The organism is Actinoplanes sp. NPDC019969 (assembly GCF_055562375.1).
In genome coordinates, this window is record NZ_JBVHFK010000009.1 from 354,181 (window position 1) to 381,119 (window position 26,939).

Consider the following 26,939-nt stretch of genomic DNA (forward strand, 5'->3'; position numbering starts at 1 on the left):
CCGGGCCGGCGGTTGCTGCCTGTGGAGCCGGTGTCAGACCTCAACGGGGTGAGCGCAGCACCGGGCGCAGGGCCTCCAGGACGGCCGGGTTCTCGATGGTCGCCGGGACCGGCTCCTCGCGGCCGTCGGCGATGCCCCGCATGGTGCCGCGCAGGATCTTGCCGGAACGGGTCTTCGGGAGGGCCTCGACCACATCCACGCGGCGCAGCGAGGCGACCGGGCCGATCCGGTCCCGAACCCAGGTGACCAGCTCGGCCGACAACCGGACCGGATCGTCCGCTACGTCCTTGCGCAGCACCACGAGACCGCGCGGCACCTGGCCCTTGAGCAGGTCGCCCACCCCGATCACGGCGCACTCGGCGACGGCCGGGTGGGCGGCCAGCGCCTCCTCCATGGCGCCCGTCGACAGGCGGTGCCCGGCCACGTTGATCACGTCGTCGGTGCGGCCCAGCACGTACAGGTAGCCGTCCGGGTCGAACGCCCCGCCGTCGCCGGTCAGATAGTTGCCCTGGAACGCCGTCAGGTAGGAGCGCACGTACCGCTCGTCGTCGCCCCACAGCGTCGGCAGGCAGCCCGGCGGCAACGGCAGGCCCAGCACGATCGCGCCCTCCTCGCCGGGGGCCACGTCGGCGCCGTCCGGGCCGACGACCCGGACCCGGTAGCCGGGCATCGGCACCGACGGCGACCCGGGCCGGGTGGGCAGCGGCTCCAGGCCGCGCGGGCTCGCCGCGATCGGCCAGCCGGTCTCGGTCTGCCACCAGTTGTCGACCACCGGGACGCCGAGCAGGTTCTGCGCCCACAGGTACGTCGGGGTGTCCAGGCGTTCCCCGGCCAGGAACAGGGTCCGCAGACTGCTCAGGTCGTACGCCGCAAGCAGTTGCCCGTCCGGGTCCTCCTTGCGGATCGCCCGGATCGCGGTCGGCGCGGTGAACATCGCCGCCACCCGGTGCTCGGCGGCGACCCGCCAGAACGCGCCGGCGTCCGGGGTGCCGACCGGTTTGCCCTCGTACAGGATCGTGGTGGCGCCGGTGAGCAGCGGACCGTACACGATGTACGAATGCCCGACCACCCACCCGACGTCCGAGGCGGCCCAGAAGACCTCGCCCGCCCGTACCTCGAAGATGTTCTCCATCGACCACCGCAACGCGACCGCGTGCCCACCGTTGTCACGGACCACGCCCTTGGGCCGGCCGGTCGTCCCCGACGTGTACAGAATGTACAGCGGGTCGGTCGCCGCGACCGGCACGCAGTCCGCCGGATCCACCCCGTCGATAGCGTCCGCCCAGCTCAGGTCCCGGCCGGGCGTCAGCTCCGCGGGCGCTTCCGGGCGCTGCAGGATCACACAGCGCGACGGCTGGTGGGCTGACTCGGCGAGCGCGGCCGCCAGCATCGGCTGGTACGGCACCACCCGGGCCGCCTCGATGCCGCACGAGCTGGCGACGATCACCCGGGGCCGGGCGTCGTCGATCCGCGCCGCCAGCTCCCCCGCGCCGAACCCGCCGAACACCACCGAGTGGACCGCGCCGAGCCGCGCGCAGGCCAGCATCGCGACGACCGCCTCCGGCACCATCGCCATGTAGATCACCACCCGGTCGCCGCGTTCCACCCCGAGACGGCGCAGCGCCCCGGCGAACACGGCGACCGTGTCGCGCAGCTCCCGGTAGGTGTACGTGCGGACCCTGCCGGTGACCGGGCTGTCGTGGATCAGCGCGGGCCGGTCGCCGTGGCCACTGTGGACGTGCCGGTCCAGGGCGTTGTGGCAGGTGTTGAGGGTGGCGCCGGGGAACCAGCGGAAGATCGGCGCCTCGGTGTCGTCGAGGATCCGGTCCGGCGGCTCGATCCAGTCGACGGCCCCGGCCGCGTCCCGCCAGAAGCCGGCCGGGTCGTTGATGCTGCGCTCGTACGCCTCCCGGTATGCACCCATGGCCAGACGCTGCCCCGGCGAGCACACCTTGTCCAGCATCCTAGGAGGACCGGACCGTCCCCCTCGCGGACGGTCCGGTCCGCTTCACGCTTGCGGGAACACTCGTTCCACCATCGTGACCAGGGTGGTCGCCAGGAGCGCGTGCACCTGGTCGCGGGTCAGGACGTCCCGTTGCAGCCACTCCTGCGCCGTGTGGATCGCCAGCCCCACATATGACCTCGCCATGCCCTGCAGCGCCGGAGTCGCCTGCTCCCCCATCCCCACCGCCCGTAGGATCCCGTCCGCCGCGTTGTCTATCGCCTCGGTGATCACCTGGTCCACATCCGCATCACCGGCCATCCCGCCGGCGTTGATCGCAGCCAGCCAGGAGGTGCTGTGCCGGGACAGGACGTCGAGGAAGTAGCCGACGATGGAATCGGCCCGTTCGGCCGGTTCGCCCTGGTTCAGCTGGTCGAAGGCGCCCTCGGGAACAGTGAGCATGACCCGGACGACTTCGAGGTATAAATCCTTTTTCGTGCCGAAATAGTGGTTCACCAGGCCGCGTGCGACCCCCGCGTCCCGGGCCACGTCCGTGGTGGACACCTCGGCGTACGGTTTCGCCCCGAACAGGCGGATCGCGACCGACAGGATCTGCTCGCGGCGGGCGTCCGGTTCCAGCCGGCGCCGGCGCACCGACTCGACACTCACCAGCGGAACCTTACGGCACGTCGATCCATCGGCGGCCGAGATGGGGGATTTGTCGATCCGCCGATCGGCGCAACAGATGAATGGCGGCGATTCATATCGCGCTTATTGACACATCGCCAATAGTGTTCGATGGTGTGTCGATGCCGACCCCTGGACTGGACGGTTACGTCGAACCGTGGCGCAAGCCGGAACACGACGACCTGGCCGAGCTCGCCCGCGCCTTCTTCACCAAGGAGGTGCTGCCGCACGCCGAGCGCCTCGAACGGCAGGGCCACCCCGACCGCGAGCACTACCGCCGGGCCGGCGAACTCGGCCTGCTCGGTCTCTCCATCCCCGAGCAGTACGGCGGGGGCGGCGGCGACTTCACCCACGAAGCCGTCCTGTTGCACGAACAGACCCTGGCCGGCGAGGGTAGCCTCGGGATCGCCGTGCACAGCGGCATCGTCACCGGCTACCTCAACGAGTACGGCACCGAGGAGCAGAAGCAGCGCTGGCTGCCCGGCCTGGTCAGCGGCGAGCTGATCGGCGCGATCGGGATGACCGAGCCGGACGGCGGCTCCGACCTCCAGTCGATCCGCACGAAAGCCGTCCGCGACGGCGACGACTACGTGATCAACGGTTCGAAGACGTTCATCACCAACGGAATCCTTGCGGACCTGTTGGTCCTCGCCGTGAAGACCGACGCGTCCGCACGCGCGCACGGCATGTCACTGGTCGTCTGCGAACTCACCGGGGACCCCGACGGTTTCCGCCGCGGCCGCAAGATCGAGAAGATCGGCCTGCACTCCAACGACACCGCCGAACTCTTCTTCGACGACTTCCGGGTGCCGGCCGCCAACCTGCTCGGCGGCGAGAGTGGCGAAGGCGCCGGATTCGTCCAGATGATGCAGCAGCTGCCCCAGGAGCGCCTGGTCATCGGAGTGGGGGCGGTCGCCGCCATGCAGCGGGCGGTCGAACTGGCGGTGGCGTACGCCAAGGAACGCACCGCCTTCGGCAAGCCCCTGGTCGGCCACCAGAACACCCGGATGGTCCTGGCCGAGGTCGCGACGCGGACCCGCGCGTCCCGGATCTTCCTGGACGACTGCATCCAGCGGCACGCCCGTGGTGAGCTGGACGTGGCAGGAGCCGCGATGGCCAAGCTGTACCTGACCGAGGGCCAGTGCGAGGTGGTGGACCGCTGCCTGCAGATCTTCGGCGGCTACGGCTACACCACCGAATACCCGATCTCGAAGATGTACGCGGACGCCCGGGTCCAGAAGATCTACGGCGGCACCAACGAGATCATGAAGGAGCTGATCTCCCGTGTCCTCTGATCAGGGGCCCCTCGCCGGCATCCGGATCGTCGAGCTGGCCGGCCTCGCGCCGGCCCCGTTCGGCTGCATGATCCTCGCCGACCTGGGCGCCGACGTCGTGCTGGTGGACCGCCCCGGCGGCACCGGACCGATCGGTCCGCTCCAGCGCGGCCGGCGCCGGGTCACCCTCGACCTCAAGTCGGAGTCCGGCAAGGCCGAGCTGCTCAGCCTGATCGCGAAGGCCGACGTCCTGGTCGAGGGATACCGTCCCGGCGTCGCCGAACGTCTCGGCTTCGGCCCCGCCGACTGCGAGAAGATCAACCCCCGCCTGGTGTACGCCCGGATGACCGGCTGGGGCCAGGACGGCCCGCTCGCCACCGCCGCCGGTCACGACATCGACTACATCGCCATCGCCGGCGCCCTCGAACCCCTGGGCCGTCCCGGCGAACGCCCGCACGCCCCGATCAACCTGCTCGGCGACTTCGCCGGCGGCGGCATGCTCCTCGCCGTCGGCGTCCTGGCCGCCCTCCTCGAACGCGCGACGTCGGGCCGCGGCCAGGTCGTCGACGCCGCCATGGTCGACGGCTCGTCCCTGCTGATGACCTTCCTGCACGGTTTCCTCGCCGGCGGGAAGTGGCCGGCCGGCCGCGGCCGGAACCTGCTCGACGGCGGCGCGCCGTTCTACGACACGTACCAGGCCTCCGACGGTGGCTACCTGGCCGTCGGCTCCCTCGAACCGCAGTTCTACGCGGCGCTGCTCAAGGGCCTCGGCCTGGACGACGACCCGGGCCTGCCCGGCCAGTTCGACGTCGCCCAGTGGCCGGAGCTGCGCCGCCGTTTCAGCGAGCGCTTCGCCCTCCGTACCCGCGACGAATGGTCCTCGATCTTCGACGGCCTGGACGCCTGCGTGAGCCCGGTCCTGTCGCCCGCGGAAGCGCCTTCCCACCCGCACAACCAGGCCCGCAACGCGTTCGTGGAGATCGACGGCGTGGTTCAGCCCGCCCCGGCGCCCCGGCTGCTCCGCACTCCCGCCGCCACTCCGGCCGCGGTCAGGCCCGCGACGGTCACCGAGGTCCTCTCCACCTGGTCCTGACACTTCACACCCATGCTTCGGTACGGGCCACGAAGCGTCCCGTGACTCGCGGCGGCCACGGCAGGCGTGCCCTCACGACCGTCTCCGGGTGCGGGTCATGCATGCCCGTCCCGGTCACCCCCCGGCTGGTTCTGGTGGCTGTCTCGAGCGACCGGAGACGGCTACCGGAACCAGCCGCCGGGACGCTCACGGCGTACCGGAAAGCACGAACGGCGAGCCGGGGAAACCGTGCGCCGACAGCGGGTCGACGTGCGGGCCGGTGAAGTCCGGAGTTCTGGCTTCACCGGCCGAGGGCTGTGAACAACGCGGGGATGGGCGGGGGCGCGTCGTCACCCATGTTGCCATGGGAGCGCTCCCAATACAATGTGTTGAGTTGCGGTGGAACGGTCCACCGCAACTCGACACGCCAGGGTCAGGAAGCGGTGCAGGTCAGGGTAGGGGTGGGGTTGGCGCCGGTCGAGGAGCCGAGGAAGCCGAAGTTGGTGGAGGCGCCGGCGGCCAGGGCCCCGTTCCAGGCGGCGTTGCGGGCGGTCACCGTGGTTGCGCTGCTGGTGACGATGGCGCCCCAGGCGTTGGCGACGGTCTGGCCGTTGGCGTACGTCCAGGTCACGGTCCAGTTCTTGATCGCGGCCGAACCCGCGGTGACCTTGACGTCGCCCTGGAAGCCGCCGGGCCACTGGCCGGTGACCGCGTAGGTGGCCGTGCAGCCGCCACCGGCCGGGGTGGACGGGCTGGTCGAGGGCGAGGTGGACGTGCTGGGCGACCCGCTGGGCTGGGTGCCGCCGAAGATGGTGGCCTCGCGGCTGGTGGCGCGGATGCCGTTCGGGCCGTTGATGATCCGCTCGCCCCAGGTGGTCAGCGACGCGGCGTTGAAGTTGTCGGTCATGTCCAGGATCGGGTCGGTGTTACCGGCCCAGGACCAGCCGAGCCAGCCGATGCCGCGGGCCTGCGCCTCGGCCAGGATGGTCTGGTCGTCGACCTGGCCGGCGTCGAACTGCCAGCCGAACTCGCCGATCACCAGCGGCCAGCCTTTCGCCTGGAAGGTGTCGAGGTACGACCGGATCGACGCGGCCGTGTTGAACACCGAGTACATGTGGATCGACAGGACGGTGTTGTCCCGCGTGTCGGCGTCGAGCACGGTCTGGGCGTTGTCGCGCATCACGTACTGCCAGTCCTGGCCCCAGTTCGGCGCGTCGATCATCAGCAGGTGCTCGAAGCCGTTGGCGCGCATCTTCTGGATGGCGGCGACGGTCGCGGCGGTCCACTGGCCCGGGTCGGTGTTGCCGATCGGCTCGTTGCCGATGTTGATGACGACGTGGTTCTCCTGGCCGGTGAGCACGCTCTTGAGGCCGATCCAGTAGTCGGCGGCCCGGTCCAGGCTGTAGGCGGCGGCGTCCTCCCCGTACCCGGTGGTGTCGTGGTTCTCCAGGACGCAGATGAGCCGGTTCTGCTTGCAGAGCGCGATCACGTTGGTGACGTCGGCGGCGGTGTTGGCGGTCCAGCGGCCGCCGCTGAGCACCACCCGGACGGTGTTGGCGCCGGTCGCCTTGATGTCGGCGAACGAGCCGGTCTGCCCGGCGTACCAGGTGTGCATGTGGTTGACGCCGCGCATGACCAGCGTGTTGCCGTTGGCCTCGACGATGTTGCGGCCTTCGATGTGCAGGCCGGCGGCGGCGTACGCGGGACGGACGAACATCAGCGCGGATGCGGTGAGGGTGATGAGGACGGCGGCGATCGTGGCCAGTCTTCTCTTCATGACCTGCCTCGTGAGGGGGAGTCGGACAGCGTGCGTCGACGCGTTCCACCCCGCCCGGGCAGCCCTTGGCGGAGAACCTACCCGCCCTCGAAGTTCATTGCAATGTGTCGATCCGTCGACGTCAGGCGGCGATGCGGCGCTTGTCGCGGTACATGCCCGCGTCGGCCTCCGCGCTGAGCGTGTCGAGGGTGGCCTCTCCCCCGGCGGCACGGTGCGCCGTGCCGATGCTGACGCCGACGGTCACCTCGCGGCCGCCGATGTCGATCGGCCGGCGGACGGCGGCGCGGATCCGGTCGGCGACGGGTACGAGCCCGTCCGCCGCGGCCTCCGGCAGCAGCACCAGGAACTCGTCGCCGCCGATCCGCCCGGCCAGCCCGCCGTCGCCGAGGACGGCGGTGATCCGGCTGCCGACCTCGTGCAGCAGCAGGTCACCGGCGGCGTGCCCGTACGTGTCGTTGACCTGCTTGAATCCGTTGAGGTCGAGCAGTAGCACCCCGAGCGGGCGGCCGGCCCGCTGGCCGGCGTAGGCGGCGAGCCGGGCCGCTTGAACAGCGCGTCGTCGTCGACCGCTACGGCCACGCGGCGGGTCAGCAGCGTACGCATGAACGGTCCATCGGCAGCCCGGCGCGGAGCATGAGCGAACACGGCGACGGGGCCGGTCGAGAAACTCGACCGGCCCCGTACGCTCGCTGACTCAGAACTTGAACGCGCCGACCAGGCTGCGCAGCTCCTCGGCGGTACGCGACACCTCGGTGCTGGCCTCGCGGGTCTGGTTGACCCCGCCGACGGTGGCGGCGCTGGCCGACGAGACGTCGCTGATGTTGGCGGCGATCCGCTGCGAACCGGCGGCGACCTCGGCGATGCTGCGGCTCATCTCGCCGGTGGTCGCGGTCTGCTCCTCCACCGCGCTGGCGATGGTGGTCTGGAAGTCGTTGATCTGGGCGATGACCTCGGAGATGCGGTTGATGACCTCGACCGCGCCGCCGGTGTCCTGCTGGATGGCGTTGACCCGGCTGTGGATGTCCTCAGTGGCGCGGGCGGTCTCCTGGGCGAGGTCCTTGACCTCGCTGGCGACGACGGCGAAGCCCTTGCCGGCGTCCCCGGCGCGCGCGGCCTCGATGGTGGCGTTGAGGGCGAGCAGGTTGGTCTGCTCGGCGATGGACGTGATCAGCTTGATGACGTTGCCGATCTCGGCGGACGACTCGCCGAGCTGGCGGATGGTGTCGGTGGCGCGGGCGGCCTCGGAGACGGCGATCGAGGCGATGTGGGCGGCCTCACTGGTGTTGCGGGAGATCTCCCGGATGGACAGGCCCATCTCCTCGCTGCCGGCGGCGACGGTCTGCACGTTGCGGGAGATCTCGTCGGCCTCGATCGAGGCGGAGCTGCTCTGCCGGTCGGTGTTGTCGACGGCCGAGGCGATCTCGCCGGAGACGGCGGCGAGCTCGGTGGAGGCGGCGGCCAGGCTGTCGGCGTCGTGGGCGATGGTCTGCATCGACTCGCGGAGCTTGTCCAGCGAGCCGTCCAGGCCGGCGGCCATGACGCCGAGCTCGTCCTTGCTGGTGATGCCGCTGCGCACGGTCAGGTCCCCCTTGGCGAGCGCGTCGATGACGGCGCCGAGCTTGCGGATCGGGCCGAGGATCGAGCGGACCATCGGCACCGCCATGCCGATCAGCAGCACCAGCCCGAGGACACCGACGGCGATCGCCGTGTTGCGGGTCGAGCTGACCGTGCTCGCCAGGTGCTCCTTCTGCTCGGCGACCGCGGCGTCGACCTTCTCGGTGAGGGCGTCGAGGGCGTCGTCGGTCTTGTTGTTGCGCTCGGCGATCTCGTCGGTCCGGTTGATCACCGACTCGGGGTTGGCTACCCCGGCCGCGACGAACGATTTGATGAAGTCGTTGAAGGCGTCGAAGTCGGGTGCGGAGGCCTGGAACTCGCTCAGCAGTTCGGTCGGCAGCCCGCAGGCGGTGACCGCGCCGGCGGCCTCGACCGACGACGCCACGTCCTCGTCGGCGTCGCCGCTGACGTCGTGGCCAAGCGCCGACCGGTACGCGTCCACCTTGAGTTCGCTCTGCCGGTTGTTCAGGTGGTTGATGGCGGCGCGGCACGCCTCCAGGGCCCGCATCTCCTCGGCCTGGGTGGTGATGCTCGACTGGCCGATCAGGGTGATCGTTGCCATGCCACCGAGTGCGACCGCTCCGGCCGCGACGATGGCGCCCAGCCGTTTGGCGGTGCCTATGTTCTGTAACCCGCGCATCTGCCCTCCTTAGCATCCGACGTACGGACCATCGGGCGTGGCGCGGCTCACCTGAGGACCCGGGAAGAAGCCCTCATGTCCGACTTTTAGCGGTTCAAACGTCGGGTCCAATCGGCCGGGACGGCGCCGGCCGGGCCGGGCGCGGGCTGGTCGGCGGGGTGACTGGACGGCGGGGTCAGCACCGGGCCGGATCCGGCCTGCTCACTACGGTAATCCCAGAACCAGTCCTCACCGGGCTCGAACGACTGGATCACCGGGTGGCCGGTCGCCTTCCAGTGCGCGGTGGCGTGCTGGGCGGGTGAGCTGTCGCAGCAGCCGACGTGGCCGCACTGGGCGCACCGGCGCAGGTGGAACCACCAGCCGCCGTTGCCGGTGCACTCCTGGCAGCCGGGGCCGGACGGCGGGACGTCGGTCTGAATCGGGTCTTCGCTGGTCGTCACGCCGGAGAACCTATCAATGGGCGCGATCGTAGGCGTCCTGCGCCTTGCGGGCGACGCCGATCTCGCCCTCGACCAGCTCGATCAGCTCGACCAGCTTGGCGGCGACGCGGGCGCCGAGGTCGGTCAGGCTGTATTCCACCCGGGGCGGGATGGTGGCCTGCACCTCCCGGCGGACCAGGCCGTCGCGCTCGAGCGCCTGCAGCGTCTGGGCCAGCATCTTCTCGCTCACCCCGTCGACCCGGCGGCGCAGCGCGTTGAACCGGAACGATCCCTCGTGGAGGGCGGCCAGCGCCAGGGTGCCCCAGCGGCCGGTGATGTCGGCGAGCACGCCGCGGGAGGCGCAGTCCCGCGCGAAGACGCTGGCGATGAGGTCGTCGTCCACGCTGCGCATCCTATCAGCGCTGCGGGACGGTTTGCACTTTCGAAAAGTTAGTGCCATCCTTTCGACACCGCCTCACCGGGCTCGACCACCAAGGAGTCACCATGACCATCGCCGTCACCGGAGCCACCGGACACCTGGGCCGTCTCGTCGTGGACGCGCTGATCGCCCGCGGCACCGCGCCCGGCGAGATCATCGCCACCGTCCGGGACACCGCCAAGGCCGCCGGCCTGATCGCCCAAGGCGTACAGGTGCGCGAGGCCGACTACGACCGCCCGGAGACCCTGGCCGCCGCGTTCGCCGGGGTGGACCGGCTGCTGCTGATCTCCGGCAACGCCGTCGGCCAGCGCATCCCGCAGCACACCGCCGTGATCGAGGCGGCCACGGCGGCGGGCGTGGGCTTCCTGGCCTACACCAGCATCCTGCGCGCCGACACCTCACCGATCGGGCTCGCGCCCGAGCACCTCGCCACCGAGGAGCTGATTCAGAAGTCCGGCATCCCGTTCGCGCTGCTCCGCAACGGGTGGTACGTCGAGAACTACGCCGGCTCGTTCGGCCCGGCGATCAGCGGCGGCACGCTCTACGGCGCCGCCGGCGAGGGCCGGATCGCCGCGGCGACCCGCGCCGACTTCGCCGAGGCGGCAGCCGCCGTGCTGATCAGCGGCGAGACCGGGGTGTACGAGCTGGCCGGCGACGAGCGGTTCACCCTGGCCGAGCTGGCCGCCGAGGTGGCCCGGCAGTCCGGCAGCCCGGTCGTCTACCAGGACCTGCCGGCCGCCGACTACCAGGCGGCGCTGGCCGGCGCCGGGGTCCCGGAGGGCTTCGCGGCGCTCCTGGCCGACACCGACGTCAAGATCCGCGACGGCCACCTGGACGACGAGACCGGCACCCTGACCCGCCTGATCGGCCGCCCGACCACCCCCCTCAAGGACGCGGTGGCCGCAGCGCTCAAGAACTGACCGGCTCGGTCACATCGGCGAAGGACCCGTCCAGGGCGGCGACCGCGGCGTCGGCGCCGACCCGCAGGGCCACCCCGTGCTCGCCGGCGCCGAGGCTGACCGTCCGGCCGCGCAGCGTCGCGTCGGCGATCACCGGCCACGGCCGGCGCGACCCGAACGGCGTGATGGTCCCGCGCTCGTAACCGGTGGCGTCCCGGGCGGTCGCCGCGTCCGGCATCGACAGCCGGTTCACCCCGAGCAGGGCCCGCAGCTTGGGCCAGGAGATCGCCCGGTCACCGGGAACCAGCACGAACAGGTAGTCGTCGTCGGCACGGCGTACCACCAAGGTCTTCACCAGATCGCGAATCTCGACCCGGCGGGCGGCGGCGGCCTCGGCCACGCTGCTCACCGGGCCGTGCCGGATCACGTCGTGGTCGATCCCGCTGGCTTCGACGGCGGCGACGGCGGTGGTCACAGTAGGCTCCCTGATATGCCCAAGCCTCGATTGCAGCCCGGCCCGGACCATCCGATCACGATCACCCCGACCGGCGGAAGGGTGACGGTCACCGCCGGCGGGAAGGTGGTGGCCGACACGGCGAACGCGCTCACCCTCCAGGAGGCGAGCTACCCGGGAGTGCAGTACATCCCGCTCGCCGACGTCGACCAGACCCTGCTCACCCGCAGCGACAGTCACACCTACTGCCCTTACAAGGGCGAGGCCGGTTATTACTCGCTGCCGGAGATCGAAGACGCGATGTGGGAGTACGCGGACCCGTACGACGCCGTCTCGGAGATCCGCGGACATGTCGCCTTCTACCCGAACAAGGTGGAACTGACGATCGCGGCCTGAGGCCGGTCATATCGCGCCCCGATCAATCGCGCCGCGACATCGGACCTTGACCCTCACACCGTGTCAGACGGTGAAGTCGGAGCCATCATGTTCGCCATCGGAGACTTCGCCCGTCACGGTCGCGTGTCGGTCCGCATGCTGCGTCACTACGACGCCATCGGGCTGCTGCGGCCCGCCCATGTCGACCCGGCCACCGGCTACCGCCACTACACGGCCGCTCAGCTGGCCCCGCTCAACCGGATCATCGCGCTGAAGAACCTCGGGTTCACGCTGCAGCAGGTGCACGACATCGTCGCCGGCACGCTGAGCACCGAGGAGCTGCGCGGCATGCTGCGGTTGCGCCGGGCCGAGCTGGCGGCGGCGGTGACCGCGTCGGAGGCCCGGCTGACGCAGGTCGAGGCGCGGCTCCGGGCCATCGAGAGTGAGGGTCACATGCCGAAGAACGAGGTCGTCATCAAACGGATTCCGGCGGTACGGGTCGCGCAGGTGTCCGGACCGGCCGCCAGCTACGAGCCGGAGGACGTCGGCCCGGTGATCGGGCCGCTCTACGACGAGCTGTTCCGGCGGCTGGCGGCGGCCGGGGTCACGCCGAGCGGCCCGGGGATCGCCCTCTACGAGGACGCGGCGGAGGGCGGCATCACCATCCATGCCGCGGTCCAGGTCGCCGTGGGCCCGGGTGCGGGCGATCTCGAGGTACGGGATCTGCCGCCGATCGAGGAGGCCGCGACGATCGTGCACCACGGCCCGATGGAGGCGATCGTGCCGGTGGAACAGGGTCTGGCCCGCTGGATCGAGGCGAACGGGTACGCCGCCCTCGGGTACGCCCGCGAGGTCAACCTGGAATGCCCGCCCGACCGCGCGGACTGGGTGACCGAGCTGCAACTGCCGGTCACGAAGGCTTGACCGCGGCCCGGATGGCGCCGGCCATGACCTCGGCCGTGACCGCACGGAGCAGGTCCAGGTCGGCGCCGTCCACCTCGCCGGTCGCGAGGGCCACCACGGCGTCGCCGTCGTAGCGGGAATGTGCCGGGTGCAGCGCCCGGGCGAACCCGGTGTGGCCGCTCTGGGCGAGCAGGTGACAGTCGAGCTTGCTGAGCCGCGCGTCGGTGAGCACCACGGCGATCGTGGTGTTCTGCACCGGGAACGGCGTGTGCACCGTCTCCACCGGGACGCTGTCGCCGGTCAGCACGTCGCCCCACGCGTTGACCACGGCGATCGCCTCGACGGTCGCGGCGCCGGCCCGCCCGGCGGCCCGGCCCACCCCGCCCGGGGACACCGCGCCGCGCCACTTGCCGACGGTGGCGCCGGTGCCCGCGCCGACCGTGCCGGTGTGCAGCGGCTCCCCGCTCAGGGCCGTGATCGCGGCGGCACGGCCCTCCGCCGCGCCCGGCGGCTCGCCGGCCACCGACCCGTCGAAGATCGACATGCCGACGACGATCGGCACCGGCCCCCGATCGGTCGGAAAACCCTGGCCGCGCTCACGCAGCAGCCGCATCACCCCGTCACCGGCGGCCAGCCCGAACGCCGACCCGCCGGACAGCACCACCGCGTCCACCCGGTCGACCAGGCGCCCCGGCTCCAGCAGGGCGAACTCGCGGGTGGCCGGGGCGCCGCCGCGGACCTCACCGGACCCGACGGTGCCGGGCGGCGGGAGGATCACGGTGACGCCCGTGCCGTCGCCGGTCCAGTGGCCGGCCCAGGCCGACAGCAGTTGCGGGGCGCTCATCCGGAAAACCGTACCCGTGTCCGACGTTCTGCCGGGAATTGTCTGGGTAAGCAGTCGGCTCGATCCCAGATGTCACACAGAACGGAAAACCGATATGGAGCCGACCGTTCCCAGCCCGAAGGTGAAGCAGGACGCCGCGACCAGCCCGGTGAAGGAGTCGCTGGCGCCGGTGCGGGGACTGCAGACCGGCGACCATCTGACCACGGCCCAGGGCCTGCGCCTGCCGGACACCGATCACTCCCTGAAGGCGGGGCCGCGCGGGCCGGCGCTGCTCGAGGACTTCCACCTGCGCGAGAAGATCACCCACTTCGACCACGAGCGGATCCCGGAACGGGTGGTCCACGCCCGCGGGTCCGGCGCGTACGGGACGTTCACCTCGTACGGGACCGCCGCGTCCGTGACCAAGGCGCCGTTCCTGGCCGAGAAGGACCGGGAGACCGAGGTCTTCGTCCGGTTCTCCACCGTGCTGGGCTCCCGCGGATCCGCCGACACGGTGCGTGACACGCGTGGTTTCGCGACCAAGTTCTACACCCCGGAGGGCACGTTCGACCTGGTCGGCAACAACATGCCGGTGTTCTTCATCCAGGACGCGATCAAGTTCCCGGACATCATCCATGCCGCGAAGTGGCACCCGGACCGGGAGATCCCGCAGGCGCAGACCGCACACGACACGTTCTGGGACTTCGTGTCGCTGCACACCGAGGCCACCCACCACGTGATGTGGGCGATGTCCGACCGGGCCATCCCCCGGTCGTACCGGACCATGGAGGGCTTCGGCGTCCACACGTTCCGGCTGGTCAACGAGGCCAACGAGTCGGTCCTGGTGAAGTTCCACTGGAAGCCGGTCGCCGGGGTGCACTCCCAGGCCTGGGAGGAGACCCAGATCACCGGTGGTGTCGACCCGGACTTCCACCGCCGGGACCTGGCCGACTCGATCGACGCCGGGCTGTTCTACGAGTACGAGCTCGGCATCCAGGTGATGCCGGACAACGCCGACGAGACGTTCGAGGGCATCGACCTGCTCGACCCGACGAAGATCGTGCCGGAGGAGCTGGCGCCGGTGCAGCCGATCGGCAAGCTGGTGCTGAACCGGAACCCGGACAACTTCCACGCCGAGACCGAGCAGATCGCGTTCCACCTGGGACACCTGGTGCCGGGCATCGAGGTCACCAACGACCCGCTGCTGCAGGGCCGGCTCTTCTCCTACCTGGACACCCAGCTCAGCCGCCTGGGCGGGCCGAACTTCACGCAGCTGCCGATCAACCGGGCGCACGCTCCGGTGAACGACAACCACCGGGACGGCCTGCACCAGAGCGTCGTGCACCGGGGCATCGTGGCGTACCTGCCGAACAGCCTCGCCGGCGAGGAGGGCCCGGTCCCGGCCGGCCCGGAGAAGGGCGGGTACGTCAACCTGCCCACGCCCGTCGTGGGTGAGAAGGTACGGGCCAACCCGGTCTCGTTCGCGGACCACTACACGCAGGCGGCGCTCTTCTACGCCAGCCTCAGCCCGATCGAGCAGGACCACATCGTGGAGGCGTTCACGTTCGAGTTGAGCAAGTGCTACGAGCAGGCGATCCGGGTACGCATGCTGACCGTTCTCGCGAACGTGAACACCGAGCTGACCGCCAAGGTCGCGGCGGGCCTGGGTCTCCCGGCCCCCGAGGGGAAGCCGCCGGTCCAGGTGACCCCGTCGCCGGCGCTGGCTCAGATCACCGATCGCGTCTGGCCGATCGCCGGCCGGGTCGTCGGGATCATCGGCACGCCGGACAAGCAGGCGGAGGCGCTGCAGAAGGCGCTGAAGGCCCAGGGCGTGGTGGTACGGGTGATCGCCCCGGTCGGCGGCCCCGGAGTGGAACGAACGTTCCAGACCGCGCGGTCCGTGGAGTTCGACGCGGTGATCGCCGCGACGGCCACCACCGACCTGCAGATGACGGTGCTGCTGCAGGAGGCGTTCCGGCACCTCAAGCCGATCGGCGTGTGGGGCAAGGGCGAGCAGCTGCTGGCCAACGCCGGCATCGACGCGAAGGCCCCGGGCATCCTGCTCGACCCGGACGCGGAGACCTTGGCCGCCGCGCTCGGCAAGCACCGGGTGTGGGAGCGGGTACCGCTGCTCAAGCCGGCTGCCTCGTCGGCCGGCTCCTGAACCGTCCCTGACAGGATCCGCTGACCGCGGCGGAGTTCGGCCGGTCGTCCGGCTGAACTCCGCCGCGGTCTTTCCACGAGCGGGCCACGCCCTGGAAGCGGGCTGCCGCCTTCCCTCGCGATCCGCCGCCGTTCCGACTGGTCCGCGGTGTTCCCGAGCGATCCGCTGTGTTCCCGAGCGATCCGCCGCCGTTTCCGAGCGATCCGCCGCCGTTTCCGAGCGATCCGCTGTTTTTCCGAGCGGTCCGCTGTTTTTCCGAGCGATCCGCCGCCGTTCCCGAGCGATCCGCGATCGTTTCCAGTGATCCGCCGCCGTTCCGAGCGGCGGCCCTGGCGGTTCCGTCCGAGGGCTGTCAGTACCGGATGCGAGCCAGGGCCAGTCCGGCCAGGCTGCAGAACACGGTGAGCCAGGCCAGCGGCAGCACGGCGAAGAGGGCGATGCCGATAATTCCGGCCGCCGAAACGTTAAGAGCGAGCAGGGCCGCGCCGATGAAGACGAGCGCGGCGACGGCGGCGACCTGGCGGAAGGTGCGGCTGGACAAGGCAGGCTCCGGGGGGAGAGTGGCTGGTTCTCATGGCTGTCTCAACGCCGTTGAGACAGCCATGAGAACCAGCCGGAGGTAGTCGGCGGGAGCCGCAACAATGCCGCAGCATCGCGATCCCCGGCAACGCCGCATCGGCCGATGATCTCCACCGTCCGGCCGTCGAACGGCATCCACCCGTCGCCGGCGAACGGCATCCACCCGTCGAACGCGTCCCGGCAACGGACAGAGTCCGGGTAACGGGCAGCGCCTGGAACAGGCGGGATTCCGCAAGCGGACGGGGTCCGGGCCGGCGCACCGCCGGCCCGGACCTGGGGTTACTCAGCTGGCGAGAGACTTCGACGACGTGGTGTCGCCCTCGATGGTGGCCGGCTCGGGCTTCGCCAGCGCCGGGGCGCGGTTCGTGGCGATCTCGATGCGGCGCGGCTTGGCGGCCTCGGCGACCGGAATGGTCACGGTCAGCACCCCGTCCTGCCAGGTAGCGTCGATCTTCGCCAGGTCCAGGCCGTCGCCGAGGGTGATCCGGCGTTCGAAGGTGCCGGTCAGCCGCTCGCGGCGGACCCACTGGACGTCCGCGTCGGTACGGGCGGTGCGCTCGGCCTTGATGGTGAGGACCCGTCCGTCGACGTCCACGGAGACCGAGCCCGGGTCGATGCCGGCGAGGTCGCAGTGCAGCACGAAGTGGTCACCGGACCGGTACAGGTCCATCGGCATCGCCACGGCGGCGGCGCCGCTGACGCCGGGGGTGCCCAGCATCTGGCCGGCCAGGCGGTCGAACTCGCGGAAAGGATCGAAAGTCAGCACCACGATCAACCTCCTCGAAGCGGCCGCCGGGCTCTCCGGCGGCGCGTGGCGCTCGGCTGACAACACTCGCCGAGGTCATCCCTGGATCTCTCTGACCAGGTCCGACAAGACATTTTTTAGCACTGCCACGCCTCGAGTGCCAACCGTTCCGCCAAGATTTTCTTGACGTGTGACGGCTGCAACGGAGGGCTGACGATCCGGGACAGCGGCTGGTCGGGATGCAGCCCGAGACGCCGTAGCGCGCCCGCGTCGATGTCGATGTAGTAGTGGCACCACCAGCGGCCGGTCTCGTCGTTGCGGCCACACGCGACGCCGCCGCGGACCTCACCGTCGCGGAAGGGATCCCAGTCGATCCCGCGGTGGGCCAGTCAATCGGACAGGGAGAACCGGCCGCCGCCGTTCGAGGAGTACACCGACACCCAATCGCTCATGCGGCCACTGTACGGAACCCCATGTTCCCGGTCGAGGAATCCGGCGTGTTCGATGAGCGGGCGGCATTGCGGTAGCGGTTGCAGTACGAGTCGTGGCAGAGGTACGAGCCACCGCGGATCACCCGGGCCGCCCCCACGGCCGGGCCGCGCGGATCCTCGGCCGGCGACTCGGCGTAGTACGTGGGCGAGAACCAGTCGGCGACCCACTCCCACACGTTGCCGACCGGCTGCCACAGGCCGTACGCGTTGGGCTGGAACGAGCGGACCGGCGCCGTGGTCATCCAGCCGTCGCCGCCGGTGTCGGCCAGCGGGAACTCGCCCTGCCAGATGTTCAGCGCGTGCCCCTCGGCCGGCAGTTCGTCGCCCAGGGGTATCGCCGCGACGGCAGGCCCCCGCGGGCGGCGGCCTCCCATTCGGCCTCCGACGGCAGGCGGCGGCCCGCCCACGCGCAGTACGCCTCCGCGTCGTTCCAGCTCACGTGAACGACCGGGTGGTCGTCGGCCGCGGTGTCGGACGGGCCGCCGGGGTGCGCCCAGTCGGCGCCCTCGACGCCGAGCCACCACGGGGTGCCGTGCATCCGGCCGGCGGCCCGGTCCGGGTCGGTGAGGGCCAGGTGGAAGACGGCGGACCAGCCGTACCGTTCGGCGTCGGTGCGGAAGCCGGTGGCATCGGCGAACGCCCGGAAGTCGGCGACGGTCACCGCGGTGGCGTCGATGGTGAACGCCGGGACGCGTACCTCATGAACGGGCCGCTCCCCGTCGCCCGCCGCGCCGTCGCCGTGGGCGTCGCCCATCGCGTACGTAGGCCTGGGCGGGCACCGCCACCTGTTCGACGGTGTGCGCACCCGTGCCGGAGACCGGTACGGACGGGGCGGGCGGCCGGTCGGACGACGGCGTGCAGCAACTCATCATCGATAGGATAGGTAGGATTTGATCAAGGTTCTCACCCTGGGGCGGATCACAACTCTCAACAATGGGTAAGTTGATCTCTTAACGACTCCCCCTGGATGACCTCGGGGGATTCCCAGCTCCGACCGCACCCGATCCACGCTCCCGGAAGGAGGCGATCTGATGTCTCACGTCGTCAGCACTGACACGATCGCGTTCAGCCGTGGCGAGGATCGTCCTCGCGGCGTTGAGGCCACGGTCGGCGGTGTAACCGCAGGCCGCGCACAGCACCACCTTCCGGCCCGCCCGCGTGACACAGGCGGTCACCCTTGATCGAGAAACCCCGGGTGGTGCACTCGAGGCTCGGCAGCGAGCCCTTCAACCGCTTGCCACTCTCGTTCGGGTTCGAGGACAACAACGTCGTACACCGCTGCAGCAATCTGACAACAAACGGGGTTCCATCTCCCCCGGCTGAAGCCTGGGGACTTCGACGGAAGGATTTCGATGAGCATTGGTTTCGGGGTTTTCGTGCCGCAGGGATGGCGCATGGACCTGGTCGAGATCGCCGACCCGGTCGAGCAGTACGAGGCGATGACGGCGGTCGCGAAGCTCGCCGACGCGGGCCCGTGGGACTCGGTGTGGGTGTACGACCACTTCCACACCGTTCCGGAGCCCACCATCAACACGACCTTCGAGGCCTGGACGGTCAGCTCCACCCTGGCCCGTGACACCAGCCGGGTGAACATCGGCCAGATGGTCGGCTGCAACGGGTACCGGCACCCGGCGCTCTACGCCAAGATCGCGTCGACGGTGGACGTGGCCAGCCACGGCCGGCTCTACGCGGGCCTGGGCGCCGGATGGTACGAGCACGAGTGGAAGGCGTACGGCTACGAGTGGGCCGAGGTGCCGGAGCGGATGCGCGCCTTCAAGGAGGCCGTCCAGATCGTGCACAAGATGTGGACCGAGGAACGCCCGGTCTTCGAGGGCAAGCACTACCACATCGACCAGCCGATCAACGAGCCGAAGGGCGTCCGCAAGCCGCACCCGTCGTTCTGGCTCGGCGGCGGCGGCGAGAAGGTGACCCTCAAGCTGGTCGCGCAGTACGCCGACGGCTCCAACTTCGGCAACGGCGACCCGGAGATCTTCCGCCAGAAGGCCGCGATCCTGCGCGAACACTGCGACAACCTGGGCCGCGACTACGACCGCATCAAGAAGTCGACGAGCTTCCACCTGGACCTCGAGACGTCCACCGCGGACAACATCGCCAAGCTGGAGCAGCTCGTCGAGGCCGGCGCCGACTACGTGATCGTGTACATCCCGCGCGTCGCCTACGACCACGAGCCGCTGCTGCGCTTCGCCGAGGAGATCATCCCCCAGTTCTCCTGATCAACCCCTTCGCGGGGTACGGCGTAAGCCGCCACCCGGCACACATGAGCCCTCGCCGATCCCCCGGGGTCGACGAGGGCTCACCCGTTTCCCACACCCGGGCCGCCGGTTTCCCGCGCGCCGGCCCCGTACCCCCGGAAAAGGTGTTGGAAATGTCTGTTTCGCTGCAAGAAACTGAAGTGGGAGCGATCCCACGTTCACCAGGCGTTTCTCCACAGAGTACGGCGTGGCAGAATTTCGGTGCCGGTTTCCGAAAGTTGCAGCCGAGTCAGGTCGGCGGTAAGGAGCACCCCCGTGGCCGTTGGCAGGGGCAGAGTGACCATCGCGGCCATCGCGGAAGCCGCTGGCGTGTCCGTTCCGACCGTGTCCCGAGTGCTCAACGGACGGACCGATGTCTCCCCCGCCACCCGTGAGCTGATCGAGCGGCTGCTGCGGGAGCACGACTACCGGCCCCGCAACTCTCGGCATACCGGACGGGCCCGGCTGGTCGACCTGGTCTTCGACGACCTGGACAGCCCGTGGGCCCTGGAGCTGGTCCGCGGCGTCGAGGACGTGACCCATGCCGCCGGTGTCGGCACCGTGGTCTCGCAGGTGCACCGTCGCAGCAGCGCGACCCGCCAGTGGCTGCAGAACCTGCGGGCCCGCGCTTCCGACGGCGTCGTCTTCGTGACCTCCGACGTGGCCGAGCCGGTGCACAGCGAGTTGCACCGGCTCAAGGTTCCGGTGGTGATCATCGATCCGGCCGGCGGGGTGGCGGCGGACGTGCCGACGATCGGCGCGACGAACTGGTCGGGTGGCCGCACCGCCACCGATCACCTCCTCGAGCTGGGCCACCGGCGGATCGGGTTCGTCGGCGGCCCGCGCAATCTGCTGTGCAGCCGGGCCCGGCTGGACGGTTACCGGTCGGCGATGGAGGCCGCCGGGGTCCGGGTCGACGAGGACCTGGTGACCGTCGGCGACTTCAAATACGAGTCCGGCTTCGAGACCGGTTCCCGCCTCCTCGACCTGCCCGACCCGCCGACCGCGATCTTCGCCTCCAGCGACCTGATGGCGCTCGGCGTGTGCGAGGCGGCCCGGCGGCGCGGTCTGCGGGTCCCCGACCAGCTCAGCGTCGTCGGGTTCGACGACCTGCCGGAGTCGCGGTGGGCATCGCCGCCGCTGACCACGGTCCGCCAGCCGCTCGCCGAGATGGGGGCGCTCGCCGCCCGTACCATCCTGCGGTTGTCCCGCGGCGAGACCATCGAGAACCCGCGGGTCGAGCTGGTCACCAAGCTGATGGTGCGGGAGAGCACCCGCCCCCGCCCGGCGGACCCCGACAGCCCTCCGGCCGACGCCTGACCGCCGGTTCTCACGGCCCCACCCGACCCCGGCTGGCCCCACTGCACCAGCCAGAACGAGCCGGTCCCCACAAACCCAGGTCAGAACGCGCTGATCCCACAAGCCCAGACCAGAACGTTCTGGTCCCCACAAGCCGAAGCCACAACGGGCCGGCCCCCACAAGCCCTGGTCAGAACGGGCTGGTTCTCATGGCTGTCTCAACTGCGTTGAGACAGCCATGAGAACCAGCCGGGGGTAGCCGCAACCCGCGCAGACGGTTCGGGCGGCGTCCGGCCCGAAGGCCGGGCGCCGCCCGGAACCGGTCACCTCACTTGCTGAAGCCGGCCGTCAGGCCGCTGAGGAGCTGGCGGCGGCCGATCACGTACAGGGTGAGGATCGGCAGCGCGGTCAGCACGACCGAGGCCAGCACGGCGGGGATGTTGACGCTGTACTGCCCCTGGAACTCCCACAGGGCGAGCGGCAGGGTCCTCTGCTCCGGGCTCTGGGTGAGGATCAGCGGCAGGACGAAACCGTTCCACACGGTCAGGCCCTGGTAGATGGTGACCGTCACCAGCGCGGGCCGGGTGAGCGGGAAGGCGAGCCGCCACAGCGTGCCCCACTCGGTCGCGCCGTCCATCCGCATCGACTCGAAGAGTTCCTTCGGCACGTCCCGGATGAAGTTGCCGAGCACCAGCACCGACAGCGGGATGGCGAACGCCAGCGAGGGCATGATGATCGCGCCGAGGGTGTCGTACATCTGGATCTTGATGATGATCAGGTAGATCGGGATGATCACGGCCTGGAGGGGGATCGCCAGGCCCATCAGGAACAGGCCGTTCACGCCGCGCAGGAACCGGCTGTTGGCGCCACCGCGGACGAACGCGTACGCCGCCATGAACGAGAACAGCACCGCCGGGCCGACCGAGCCGACGGTGACGATCACGCTGTTGATGAAGTACTGGACGAAGTCGCTCTCCAGTACGAACCGGTAGTTCTCCAGCGTGGGATCGGTCGGCGGGGCCAGCGGGTTGGTGGCGTAGTAGTCGGCCTGCATCTTCAGGCTGGTGATGATGATCCAGTAGAGCGGGACCACCACCACACCCAGCCAGAGCCAGCCGGCGAGCCCGCCGAGGATGTTCCACTCCCGCAGGTTGAGCCGGCGCTTCGCCTTCGGGGGCGCGGCGTGTTTCCGGGTCGGCGGTGAGGTCCGGCTGTTGTCCAGCATCGTCGTCACCTCAGGCTCCTTCCATCTGGCTGTCGGCCTGGTCGCGGCCGCCGAGCCGGCGCAGCCCCAGGGCGAGGGCCAGACCGCACAGCACCAGGATCACCGCGATGGCGCTGGCCGGACCCATCAGGTTGGACCGGAAACCGCGCGAGTACATGTCGACGGCGAGCGCGCGGGTGGCGTCGCCCGGTCCGCCGGCGGTGAGCACCCAGATCAGGTCGAAGAAGGTCAGCGACCCGACCACCATCAGCGTCGACGACGTGATGATGGTGTATTTGAGCTGCGGCAGCGTGATGCTGAAGAACTGGCGGATCTTGCCGGCGCCGTCGATCTGGGCGGCCTCGTACATGCTGGCCGGGATCTGCCGCACCCCGCCCTGGTAGATCAGCGAGTGGAACGGGATGAACTGCCAGGACACCACGAACACCACCACGCCGAGCGCGAGGGTGCCGTTGCCGAGCCAGTCCTGCTGCAGGAACTCGAGACCGAGGCCGGCGCCGAGACCGAAGTTGGGGTCCAGCAGCGCCTTGTAGGTGATCGAGATGGCGGCCTGGCTGAGCAGCAGCGGGATGAAGTACAGCACCGCGAGGACGGCGCGGTAGCGGTGCTGGGCGGCGAGGAACACGCCGAGCAGGATCGAGATCGGCGTCTGCACCAGCCAGGAGACCGCCATGATCAGGAACGTGACCCAGAGCGCGTGCGGCAGGCCCGGATCGGAGAGCACCGAGCGCCAGCTGTCCAGGCCGGTGAACGGGATGTCCTCGGTCTGGCCGCTCCACGAGGTGAAGCTGAGCACCAGGACGCCGACCAGCGGCACCACGCCGAACAGCGTGAAGGAGATCAGCGCCGGCCAGGCCATCCAGGAGACGGACCCGCTCCCCCCGGCGCTCGAGGCGCTGGGGGGAGCGGTCCGCACTACGGGCGGAGCGATGGTCATTTCCCGATGACCGCGTTCATGTTGTCGGCGAACTGCTGCGGCGTGACGTCCAGCGTGAACAGCTTGGCGATGTTGCTCAGCAGGGCCTCGGCGGCGGTCGGGCTGAGCGCCTGGTCCCAGGACTGGCCGAAGTTCTTGGCCTTGCTCGACACGTCGTAGATGAACTTCAGGAAGTCGGCGTCCGGCGAGGCGCTGAGCTTGGACTCGGCGTCCTTGACGATCGGCACGCCACCGGTGCCGATCCAGTCCTTCTGCTCGGTCTCGTCGAAGAGGCTCTTGAAGAAGTTCTTCGCGATGTCCTTCTGCTCGGCCGAGGCCTTGGAGGAGATCGACAGGAACTGGCCGGCGTTGCCGTACGTGTCCTCGGGGTTGCCCTTCCCACCTTCCACCGGGGGGAAGTTCATGTATCCGAGCTTGCCGTCCTTGATGAAGTTGCCGCCCTCGGCCTGGATGATGCCGTAGGACCAGCTGCCGTGCAGCATCATGGCGGCCTTGCCGCGGTAGAGCAGCGCCTGGTCGGCGTTGGAGTCCGCGGTGATCGAGGAGAAGCCCTTGACGAAACCGTTCGCCTTGACCAGCTCCTGGGTCTTGGTGAGCGCGTCGATGGCGGCCGGGTTGTTCCAGGCCTTCGGGTCCTTGCCCTCGTAGATGGTGTTGAAGACCTCGGTGCCGCCGATGCGGTCGAAGAGCAGCTCGAGCCACATCATGTTCGTCCAGCGGGACTGGCCGCCGAGCGAGAACGGCGCGACGCCCTTGGCGTTGAGCTGCGGCACCAGCGCCATGATCTCGTTCCACGAGGTCGGCGGCTTCAGGCCGGTCTTCTCGAAGACCTCCTTGTTGTACAGCAGGATGATCGGCTGCACCGTCTCGGAGGGCATCGCGTAGATCTTGCCGTTGATGGTGGCCGGGCCGAAGGAGGCCGGGAACAGCCGGTCCTTGACCGCGGCGTTCTGCGTGAAGAAGTCGGTCAGGTCCTCGACCTGGCCGGCGTCCACGTACTGCTTCAGGCCGCCGCCGCCCCAGCCCCAGATGATCGACGGGCCCTGGCCGGCGCCCATCGCCGTCTTGAGCTTGTCCTTGTAGGCGTCGTTCTGGAAGGTGGTGATCTTGATCTTGCCGTTGGCGTTGGCGGCGTTGAACCGCTCGACCGCGCCGGTCCGGGGCTTCTCACCGGGCGGGCCGCTGAGGAACCAGTAGGAGGCCTCGCCCGCGGCGGTCTTGCCGGGGTCGGACGGGCCGGAACTGCCGCACGCGGCGAGCGCGGCACCGGCAGCGGTGCCCGCGGTAAGGGTCAGAAAGTTCCTGCGCTTCACACTGATCTCCGTTTTCGAAGCAGAAAGCCGTCGAGAGCGAACCGAAAGTTTCGAGTTACAGCTGCAAATTAACGCGAGGTTTCGTTAACGTATGGTTTCGCCGTGACGAGTGTCAAGACTCTTGCCTGAACCGTTCCAGTAGCGCAAGAGTTGGTACCGCCGGTGGCCGCGTCACCGTCCGGCGCGGTCCACCGGCCCCCGATCAGGGGGCACCGAAACTTCCGGAGGTTTTCGTTGACTGGACAACCCTGGCAGGACACCACCCTGCCCCTCGCCGAGCGGGTCGAGGCTCTGCTCGCCGCGATGACCCTCGAGGAGAAGGTGGGCCAGCTCGGCAGCCGCTGGCTCGGCAAGGACAAGGGTGCCACCGGCCCGGCCGGACCGGAACCGGAGGACGGCCACCAGGTCGCCCCGATGGAGAGCGACTTCGCCGCCGGGCCGGCCCTGGAGGACGCCAGCCGGCACGGTCTCGGCCACCTCACCCGGGTCTACGGGAGCTACCCCCTCTCCGTCGCCGAGGGCGCCGCCGAGGTGGTCCGCCAGCAGCGGATCGTGATGGCGTCGTCCCGGCTCGGCCTCCCGGCGATCGTGCACGAGGAGTGCCTGACCGGTTTCACCGCGCACGGCGCCACCGTCTACCCGGCCGCGATCAACTGGGGCGCCACCTTCGACCCGGAGCTGATCGAGCGGATGGCCGCCGCGATCGGCCGCGACATGGCCGCCCTGGGCGTGCACCAGGGACTGTCGCCGGTGCTCGACGTGGTCCGCGATTACCGGTGGGGCCGGGTCGAGGAGTCCATCGGCGAGGACCCGTACCTGGTCGGCGCGGTCGGCGCGGCGTACGTCCGGGGATTGCAGAGCGCCGGGGTGATCGCCACCCTCAAGCACTTCGCGGGATACTCCGCGTCCCGCGCCGCCCGCAACCACGGCCCGGTCTCGATGGGCCGCCGGGAGCTGCTCGACGTGATCCTGCCGCCGTTCGAGGCCGCGCTGCGCGAGGGCGGCGCCCGGTCGGTGATGAACTCGTACTCGGAGATCGACGGGGTGCCGGCCGGCGCCGACGAGTGGCTGTTCACCGAGCTGCTGCGCGACGAGTGGGGCTTCACCGGCACCGTCGTCTCCGACTACTGGGCGATCCCGTTCCTGGCCGGCAACCACCGGATCGCGGCGGACAACGGCGACGCCGGGGCCCTCGCCCTGGCCACCGGCATCGACGTGGAGCTGCCGGACACCGTCGGCTACGGCGACGAGCTGGTCGACCGGGTCCGGCGCGGCGCGGTCGCCGAGGACCTGGTGGACCGCGCGGCCCGCCGCCTGCTCACCCAGAAGGCCGAGCTGGGCCTGCTCGACGCGGACTGGACCCCGGAGGCCTCGGTGGCCGGCGCCGACGCCGTCGTGCTGGACTCCCCCGCCAACCGGGATCTGGCCCGCGAGCTGGCCGAACGCTCGATCGTGCTGCTCGACCCGGGCACCGCCCTGCCGCTGGCCGGGACCGGCCGGATCGCGGTGACCGGGCCGTGCGCCGACGACGCGAGCACGTTCCTGGGCTGCTACGCCTTCCCCAACCACGTGCTGCCCCGCTACCCCGGGATGAAGCCGGAGATCGAGCTGCCGACGGCGGTCGAGGCGCTGCGGGCCGAGTTCGAGGGCGCCGAGATCGTGTACGAGCCCGGCTGCGCCGTCGACGGCGACGACCGCTCCGGCATCGCCGCCGCGGTGGCCGCCGCCGCGTCCGCCGACGTGACGCTGGCCTTCGTCGGCGACCTGGCCGGCCTGTTCGGCAGGGGCACCTCCGGCGAGGGCTGCGACGCCGCCGGCCTGCGCCTGCCCGGCGTCCAGGCTGATCTTGTCGAAGCGCTTCTATCGACGGGGAAGCCGGTGGTCGTGGTGGTCGTCTCCGGCCGGCCGTACGCCCTGGGCGAGTTCGCCGGCCGGGCCGCCGCCATGGTCCAGGCTTTCATGCCCGGCGAGGAGGGCGGACCGGCGATCGCCGGCGTGCTGTCCGGCCGGGTCCAGCCGAGCGGCAGGCTGCCGGTGCAGATCCCCCGGCACCCGGGCGGGCAGCCCGGCACCTACCTGCAGCCGCGGCTCGGCGCCGAGCACCTGGGCACCAGCAGCCTCGACCCGACGCCGCTGTTCGCCTTCGGTCACGGCCTGGCGTACACCACGTTCGCCGTGGACGATCTGCGGATCCCGGAGACCCGGGTGCCGACCGACGGCGAGTTCACCGTCTCGGTGCGGGTCCGCAACACCGGCGGCCGGGACGGGTCCGAGGTGGTCCAGCTGTATCTGTCCGACCCGGTCGCCACGGTCACCCGTCCGGTGATCCAGCTCGCCGGGTTCCAGCGGGTCGCGCTGGCCGCCGGCGCCGCCGCGGACGTCACGTTCCGGGTGCACACCGACCGGACGGCGTTCACCGGGCGCGACCTGCGGCGCATCGTCGAGCCTGGTGAGCTGCGGATTCTCGTCGGCACGTCGGCCGCCGACCTGCCCTGCGCGGGGGTCGTCGAGCTGACCGGGCCGGTCCGGCACGCCGGAGCCGACCGGGTCCTGTCGACGCCCGTGGAGGTGCGTCACGCCGGGTCGTGATCACCCGCCGGGCACTAGGCTGACGAC

The 26,939-nt window shown here is 70.4% G+C and carries 22 protein-coding genes and 2 pseudogenes; 9 read left to right on the top strand and 15 right to left on the bottom strand.

The features are described from left to right. Nucleotides 1–40: 40 nt before the first annotated feature. Both ACZ3II_RS27255 and ACZ3II_RS27260 read right to left on the bottom strand, forming a co-directional pair. The gene (locus ACZ3II_RS27255; protein ID WP_465520583.1) at nt 41–1,924 is read right to left on the bottom strand and encodes a propionyl-CoA synthetase; all 1,884 of its coding nucleotides are present in this window, start codon (nt 1,922–1,924) and stop codon (nt 41–43) included. Nucleotides 1,925–2,008: 84 nt separating this feature from the next. Further along, nucleotides 2,009–2,611, bottom strand: a complete 603-nt coding sequence (locus ACZ3II_RS27260) for a TetR/AcrR family transcriptional regulator (RefSeq protein ID WP_465520584.1) — start codon at nt 2,609–2,611, stop codon at nt 2,009–2,011. 140 nt (nt 2,612–2,751) lie between these two features. Between ACZ3II_RS27260 and ACZ3II_RS27265 the strand changes: the two genes are divergently transcribed. After that, on the top strand, nt 2,752–3,924 hold the full coding sequence (locus ACZ3II_RS27265) for an acyl-CoA dehydrogenase family protein (RefSeq protein ID WP_465520585.1): 1,173 nt from the start codon (nt 2,752–2,754) through the stop codon (nt 3,922–3,924). Further along, nucleotides 3,914–4,996 (top strand): CaiB/BaiF CoA transferase family protein, encoded by a 1,083-nt coding sequence (locus ACZ3II_RS27270; RefSeq protein WP_465520586.1) that lies wholly within the window; start codon nt 3,914–3,916, stop codon nt 4,994–4,996. The genes ACZ3II_RS27265 and ACZ3II_RS27270 overlap by 11 nt, the downstream gene beginning before the upstream one ends. A gap of 412 nt (nt 4,997–5,408) precedes the next feature. On the opposite strand, the gene ACZ3II_RS27275 is transcribed toward ACZ3II_RS27270, so the two are convergent. The 5 genes and pseudogenes from ACZ3II_RS27275 to ACZ3II_RS27295 all read right to left on the bottom strand — a co-directional run bounded on the left by ACZ3II_RS27275 (nt 5,409) and on the right by ACZ3II_RS27295 (nt 9,837). Continuing rightward, complete coding sequence (locus ACZ3II_RS27275) at nt 5,409–6,752, bottom strand: cellulase family glycosylhydrolase (RefSeq protein WP_465520587.1); 1,344 nt, start codon at nt 6,750–6,752, stop codon at nt 5,409–5,411. 121 nt (nt 6,753–6,873) lie between these two features. Next, nucleotides 6,874–7,302, bottom strand: a pseudogene (locus tag ACZ3II_RS27280) (GGDEF domain-containing protein); the annotation flags it as partial. Nucleotides 7,303–7,446: 144 nt separating this feature from the next. Continuing rightward, nucleotides 7,447–9,006, bottom strand: a complete 1,560-nt coding sequence (locus ACZ3II_RS27285) for a methyl-accepting chemotaxis protein (protein WP_465520588.1) — start codon at nt 9,004–9,006, stop codon at nt 7,447–7,449. 86 nt (nt 9,007–9,092) lie between these two features. Then, the gene (locus ACZ3II_RS27290; RefSeq protein ID WP_465520589.1) at nt 9,093–9,446 is read right to left on the bottom strand and encodes a UBP-type zinc finger domain-containing protein; all 354 of its coding nucleotides are present in this window, start codon (nt 9,444–9,446) and stop codon (nt 9,093–9,095) included. A 13-nt stretch (nt 9,447–9,459) separates the two neighbouring features. Next, nucleotides 9,460–9,837: a winged helix-turn-helix transcriptional regulator gene (locus tag ACZ3II_RS27295; protein WP_465520590.1), complete on the bottom strand. Its 378-nt coding sequence runs from the start codon at nt 9,835–9,837 to the stop codon at nt 9,460–9,462. Nucleotides 9,838–9,929: 92 nt separating this feature from the next. Between ACZ3II_RS27295 and ACZ3II_RS27300 the strand changes: the two genes are divergently transcribed. Then, nucleotides 9,930–10,784, top strand: coding sequence for an SDR family oxidoreductase (locus ACZ3II_RS27300; protein WP_465520591.1), 855 nt, complete (start codon nt 9,930–9,932; stop codon nt 10,782–10,784). Here ACZ3II_RS27300 and ACZ3II_RS27305 read toward each other — a convergent pair. Further along, nucleotides 10,774–11,238, bottom strand: coding sequence for an aminoacyl-tRNA deacylase (locus ACZ3II_RS27305; protein ID WP_465520592.1), 465 nt, complete (start codon nt 11,236–11,238; stop codon nt 10,774–10,776). The genes ACZ3II_RS27300 and ACZ3II_RS27305 overlap by 11 nt on opposite strands. Nucleotides 11,239–11,253: 15 nt before the next feature. On the opposite strand from ACZ3II_RS27305, the gene ACZ3II_RS27310 reads away from it, so the two are divergent. Then, nucleotides 11,254–11,613, top strand: a complete 360-nt coding sequence (locus ACZ3II_RS27310) for a DUF427 domain-containing protein (RefSeq protein WP_465520593.1) — start codon at nt 11,254–11,256, stop codon at nt 11,611–11,613. An 87-nt stretch (nt 11,614–11,700) separates the two neighbouring features. After that, nucleotides 11,701–12,516 carry a MerR family transcriptional regulator gene (locus ACZ3II_RS27315; protein WP_465520594.1) on the top strand — a complete coding sequence of 272 codons (816 nt, stop codon included), beginning with the start codon at nt 11,701–11,703 and terminating at the stop codon, nt 12,514–12,516. Here the strand turns inward: ACZ3II_RS27315 and ACZ3II_RS27320 are convergent. Then, nucleotides 12,503–13,339: a P1 family peptidase gene (locus tag ACZ3II_RS27320; protein WP_465520595.1), complete on the bottom strand. Its 837-nt coding sequence runs from the start codon at nt 13,337–13,339 to the stop codon at nt 12,503–12,505. The two genes, ACZ3II_RS27315 and ACZ3II_RS27320, sit on opposite strands and share 14 nt — an antisense overlap. A gap of 94 nt (nt 13,340–13,433) precedes the next feature. Between ACZ3II_RS27320 and ACZ3II_RS27325 the strand changes: the two genes are divergently transcribed. Further along, nucleotides 13,434–15,482 (top strand): catalase, encoded by a 2,049-nt coding sequence (locus tag ACZ3II_RS27325; RefSeq protein WP_465520596.1) that lies wholly within the window; start codon nt 13,434–13,436, stop codon nt 15,480–15,482. 352 nt (nt 15,483–15,834) lie between these two features. Here the strand turns inward: ACZ3II_RS27325 and ACZ3II_RS27330 are convergent, their stop codons facing one another. The 3 genes and pseudogenes from ACZ3II_RS27330 to ACZ3II_RS27340 all read right to left on the bottom strand — a co-directional run bounded on the left by ACZ3II_RS27330 (nt 15,835) and on the right by ACZ3II_RS27340 (nt 18,051). Next, the gene (locus ACZ3II_RS27330) at nt 15,835–16,023 is read right to left on the bottom strand and encodes a hypothetical protein (protein WP_465520597.1); all 189 of its coding nucleotides are present in this window, start codon (nt 16,021–16,023) and stop codon (nt 15,835–15,837) included. Between the two features lie 321 nt (nt 16,024–16,344). After that, complete coding sequence (locus tag ACZ3II_RS27335) at nt 16,345–16,830, bottom strand: Hsp20/alpha crystallin family protein (RefSeq protein WP_465520598.1); 486 nt, start codon at nt 16,828–16,830, stop codon at nt 16,345–16,347. Between the two features lie 424 nt (nt 16,831–17,254). Then, nucleotides 17,255–18,051: pseudogene (locus ACZ3II_RS27340) on the bottom strand (formylglycine-generating enzyme family protein). A 598-nt stretch (nt 18,052–18,649) separates the two neighbouring features. Between ACZ3II_RS27340 and ACZ3II_RS27345 the strand changes: the two are divergent. Together ACZ3II_RS27345 and ACZ3II_RS27350 are read left to right on the top strand one after the other, a co-directional pair. After that, on the top strand, nt 18,650–19,531 hold the full coding sequence (locus tag ACZ3II_RS27345; protein WP_465520599.1) for an LLM class F420-dependent oxidoreductase: 882 nt from the start codon (nt 18,650–18,652) through the stop codon (nt 19,529–19,531). Nucleotides 19,532–19,825: 294 nt separating this feature from the next. Further along, nucleotides 19,826–20,869 carry a LacI family DNA-binding transcriptional regulator gene (locus tag ACZ3II_RS27350; RefSeq protein WP_465520600.1) on the top strand — a complete coding sequence of 348 codons (1,044 nt, stop codon included), beginning with the start codon at nt 19,826–19,828 and terminating at the stop codon, nt 20,867–20,869. Nucleotides 20,870–21,176: 307 nt separating this feature from the next. On the opposite strand, the gene ACZ3II_RS27355 is transcribed toward ACZ3II_RS27350, so the two are convergent. The 3 genes from ACZ3II_RS27355 to ACZ3II_RS27365 all read right to left on the bottom strand — a co-directional run bounded on the left by ACZ3II_RS27355 (nt 21,177) and on the right by ACZ3II_RS27365 (nt 24,323). Then, nucleotides 21,177–22,073, bottom strand: coding sequence for a carbohydrate ABC transporter permease (locus ACZ3II_RS27355; protein WP_465520654.1), 897 nt, complete (start codon nt 22,071–22,073; stop codon nt 21,177–21,179). 10 nt (nt 22,074–22,083) lie between these two features. Further along, complete coding sequence (locus ACZ3II_RS27360) at nt 22,084–22,932, bottom strand: carbohydrate ABC transporter permease (protein WP_465520601.1); 849 nt, start codon at nt 22,930–22,932, stop codon at nt 22,084–22,086. A 74-nt stretch (nt 22,933–23,006) separates the two neighbouring features. Next, complete coding sequence (locus ACZ3II_RS27365) at nt 23,007–24,323, bottom strand: extracellular solute-binding protein (RefSeq protein ID WP_465520602.1); 1,317 nt, start codon at nt 24,321–24,323, stop codon at nt 23,007–23,009. 234 nt (nt 24,324–24,557) lie between these two features. Here ACZ3II_RS27365 and ACZ3II_RS27370 point away from each other — a divergent pair, with 234 nt between their 5' ends. After that, nucleotides 24,558–26,912, top strand: a complete 2,355-nt coding sequence (locus ACZ3II_RS27370) for a glycoside hydrolase family 3 N-terminal domain-containing protein (protein WP_465520603.1) — start codon at nt 24,558–24,560, stop codon at nt 26,910–26,912. Nucleotides 26,913–26,939 lie beyond the last annotated feature (27 nt).

What these genes read in the sequence shown, in the direction of transcription:
- ACZ3II_RS27255 (WP_465520583.1), bottom strand. Translation starts at nt 1,924, where the DNA reads ATGGGTGCATACCGGGAGGCGTACGAGCGCAGCATCAACGACCCGGCC.
- ACZ3II_RS27265 (WP_465520585.1), top strand. Translation starts at nt 2,752, where the DNA reads ATGCCGACCCCTGGACTGGACGGTTACGTCGAACCGTGGCGCAAGCCG.
- ACZ3II_RS27275 (WP_465520587.1), bottom strand. Translation starts at nt 6,752, where the DNA reads ATGAAGAGAAGACTGGCCACGATCGCCGCCGTCCTCATCACCCTCACC.
- ACZ3II_RS27285 (WP_465520588.1), bottom strand. Translation starts at nt 9,006, where the DNA reads ATGCGCGGGTTACAGAACATAGGCACCGCCAAACGGCTGGGCGCCATC.
- ACZ3II_RS27295 (WP_465520590.1), bottom strand. Translation starts at nt 9,837, where the DNA reads ATGCGCAGCGTGGACGACGACCTCATCGCCAGCGTCTTCGCGCGGGAC.
- ACZ3II_RS27300 (WP_465520591.1), top strand. Translation starts at nt 9,930, where the DNA reads ATGACCATCGCCGTCACCGGAGCCACCGGACACCTGGGCCGTCTCGTC.
- ACZ3II_RS27310 (WP_465520593.1), top strand. Translation starts at nt 11,254, where the DNA reads ATGCCCAAGCCTCGATTGCAGCCCGGCCCGGACCATCCGATCACGATC.
- ACZ3II_RS27315 (WP_465520594.1), top strand. Translation starts at nt 11,701, where the DNA reads ATGTTCGCCATCGGAGACTTCGCCCGTCACGGTCGCGTGTCGGTCCGC.
- ACZ3II_RS27320 (WP_465520595.1), bottom strand. Translation starts at nt 13,339, where the DNA reads ATGAGCGCCCCGCAACTGCTGTCGGCCTGGGCCGGCCACTGGACCGGC.
- ACZ3II_RS27325 (WP_465520596.1), top strand. Translation starts at nt 13,434, where the DNA reads ATGGAGCCGACCGTTCCCAGCCCGAAGGTGAAGCAGGACGCCGCGACC.
- ACZ3II_RS27345 (WP_465520599.1), top strand. Translation starts at nt 18,650, where the DNA reads ATGAGCATTGGTTTCGGGGTTTTCGTGCCGCAGGGATGGCGCATGGAC.
- ACZ3II_RS27355 (WP_465520654.1), bottom strand. Translation starts at nt 22,073, where the DNA reads ATGCTGGACAACAGCCGGACCTCACCGCCGACCCGGAAACACGCCGCG.
- ACZ3II_RS27360 (WP_465520601.1), bottom strand. Translation starts at nt 22,932, where the DNA reads ATGGCCTGGCCGGCGCTGATCTCCTTCACGCTGTTCGGCGTGGTGCCG.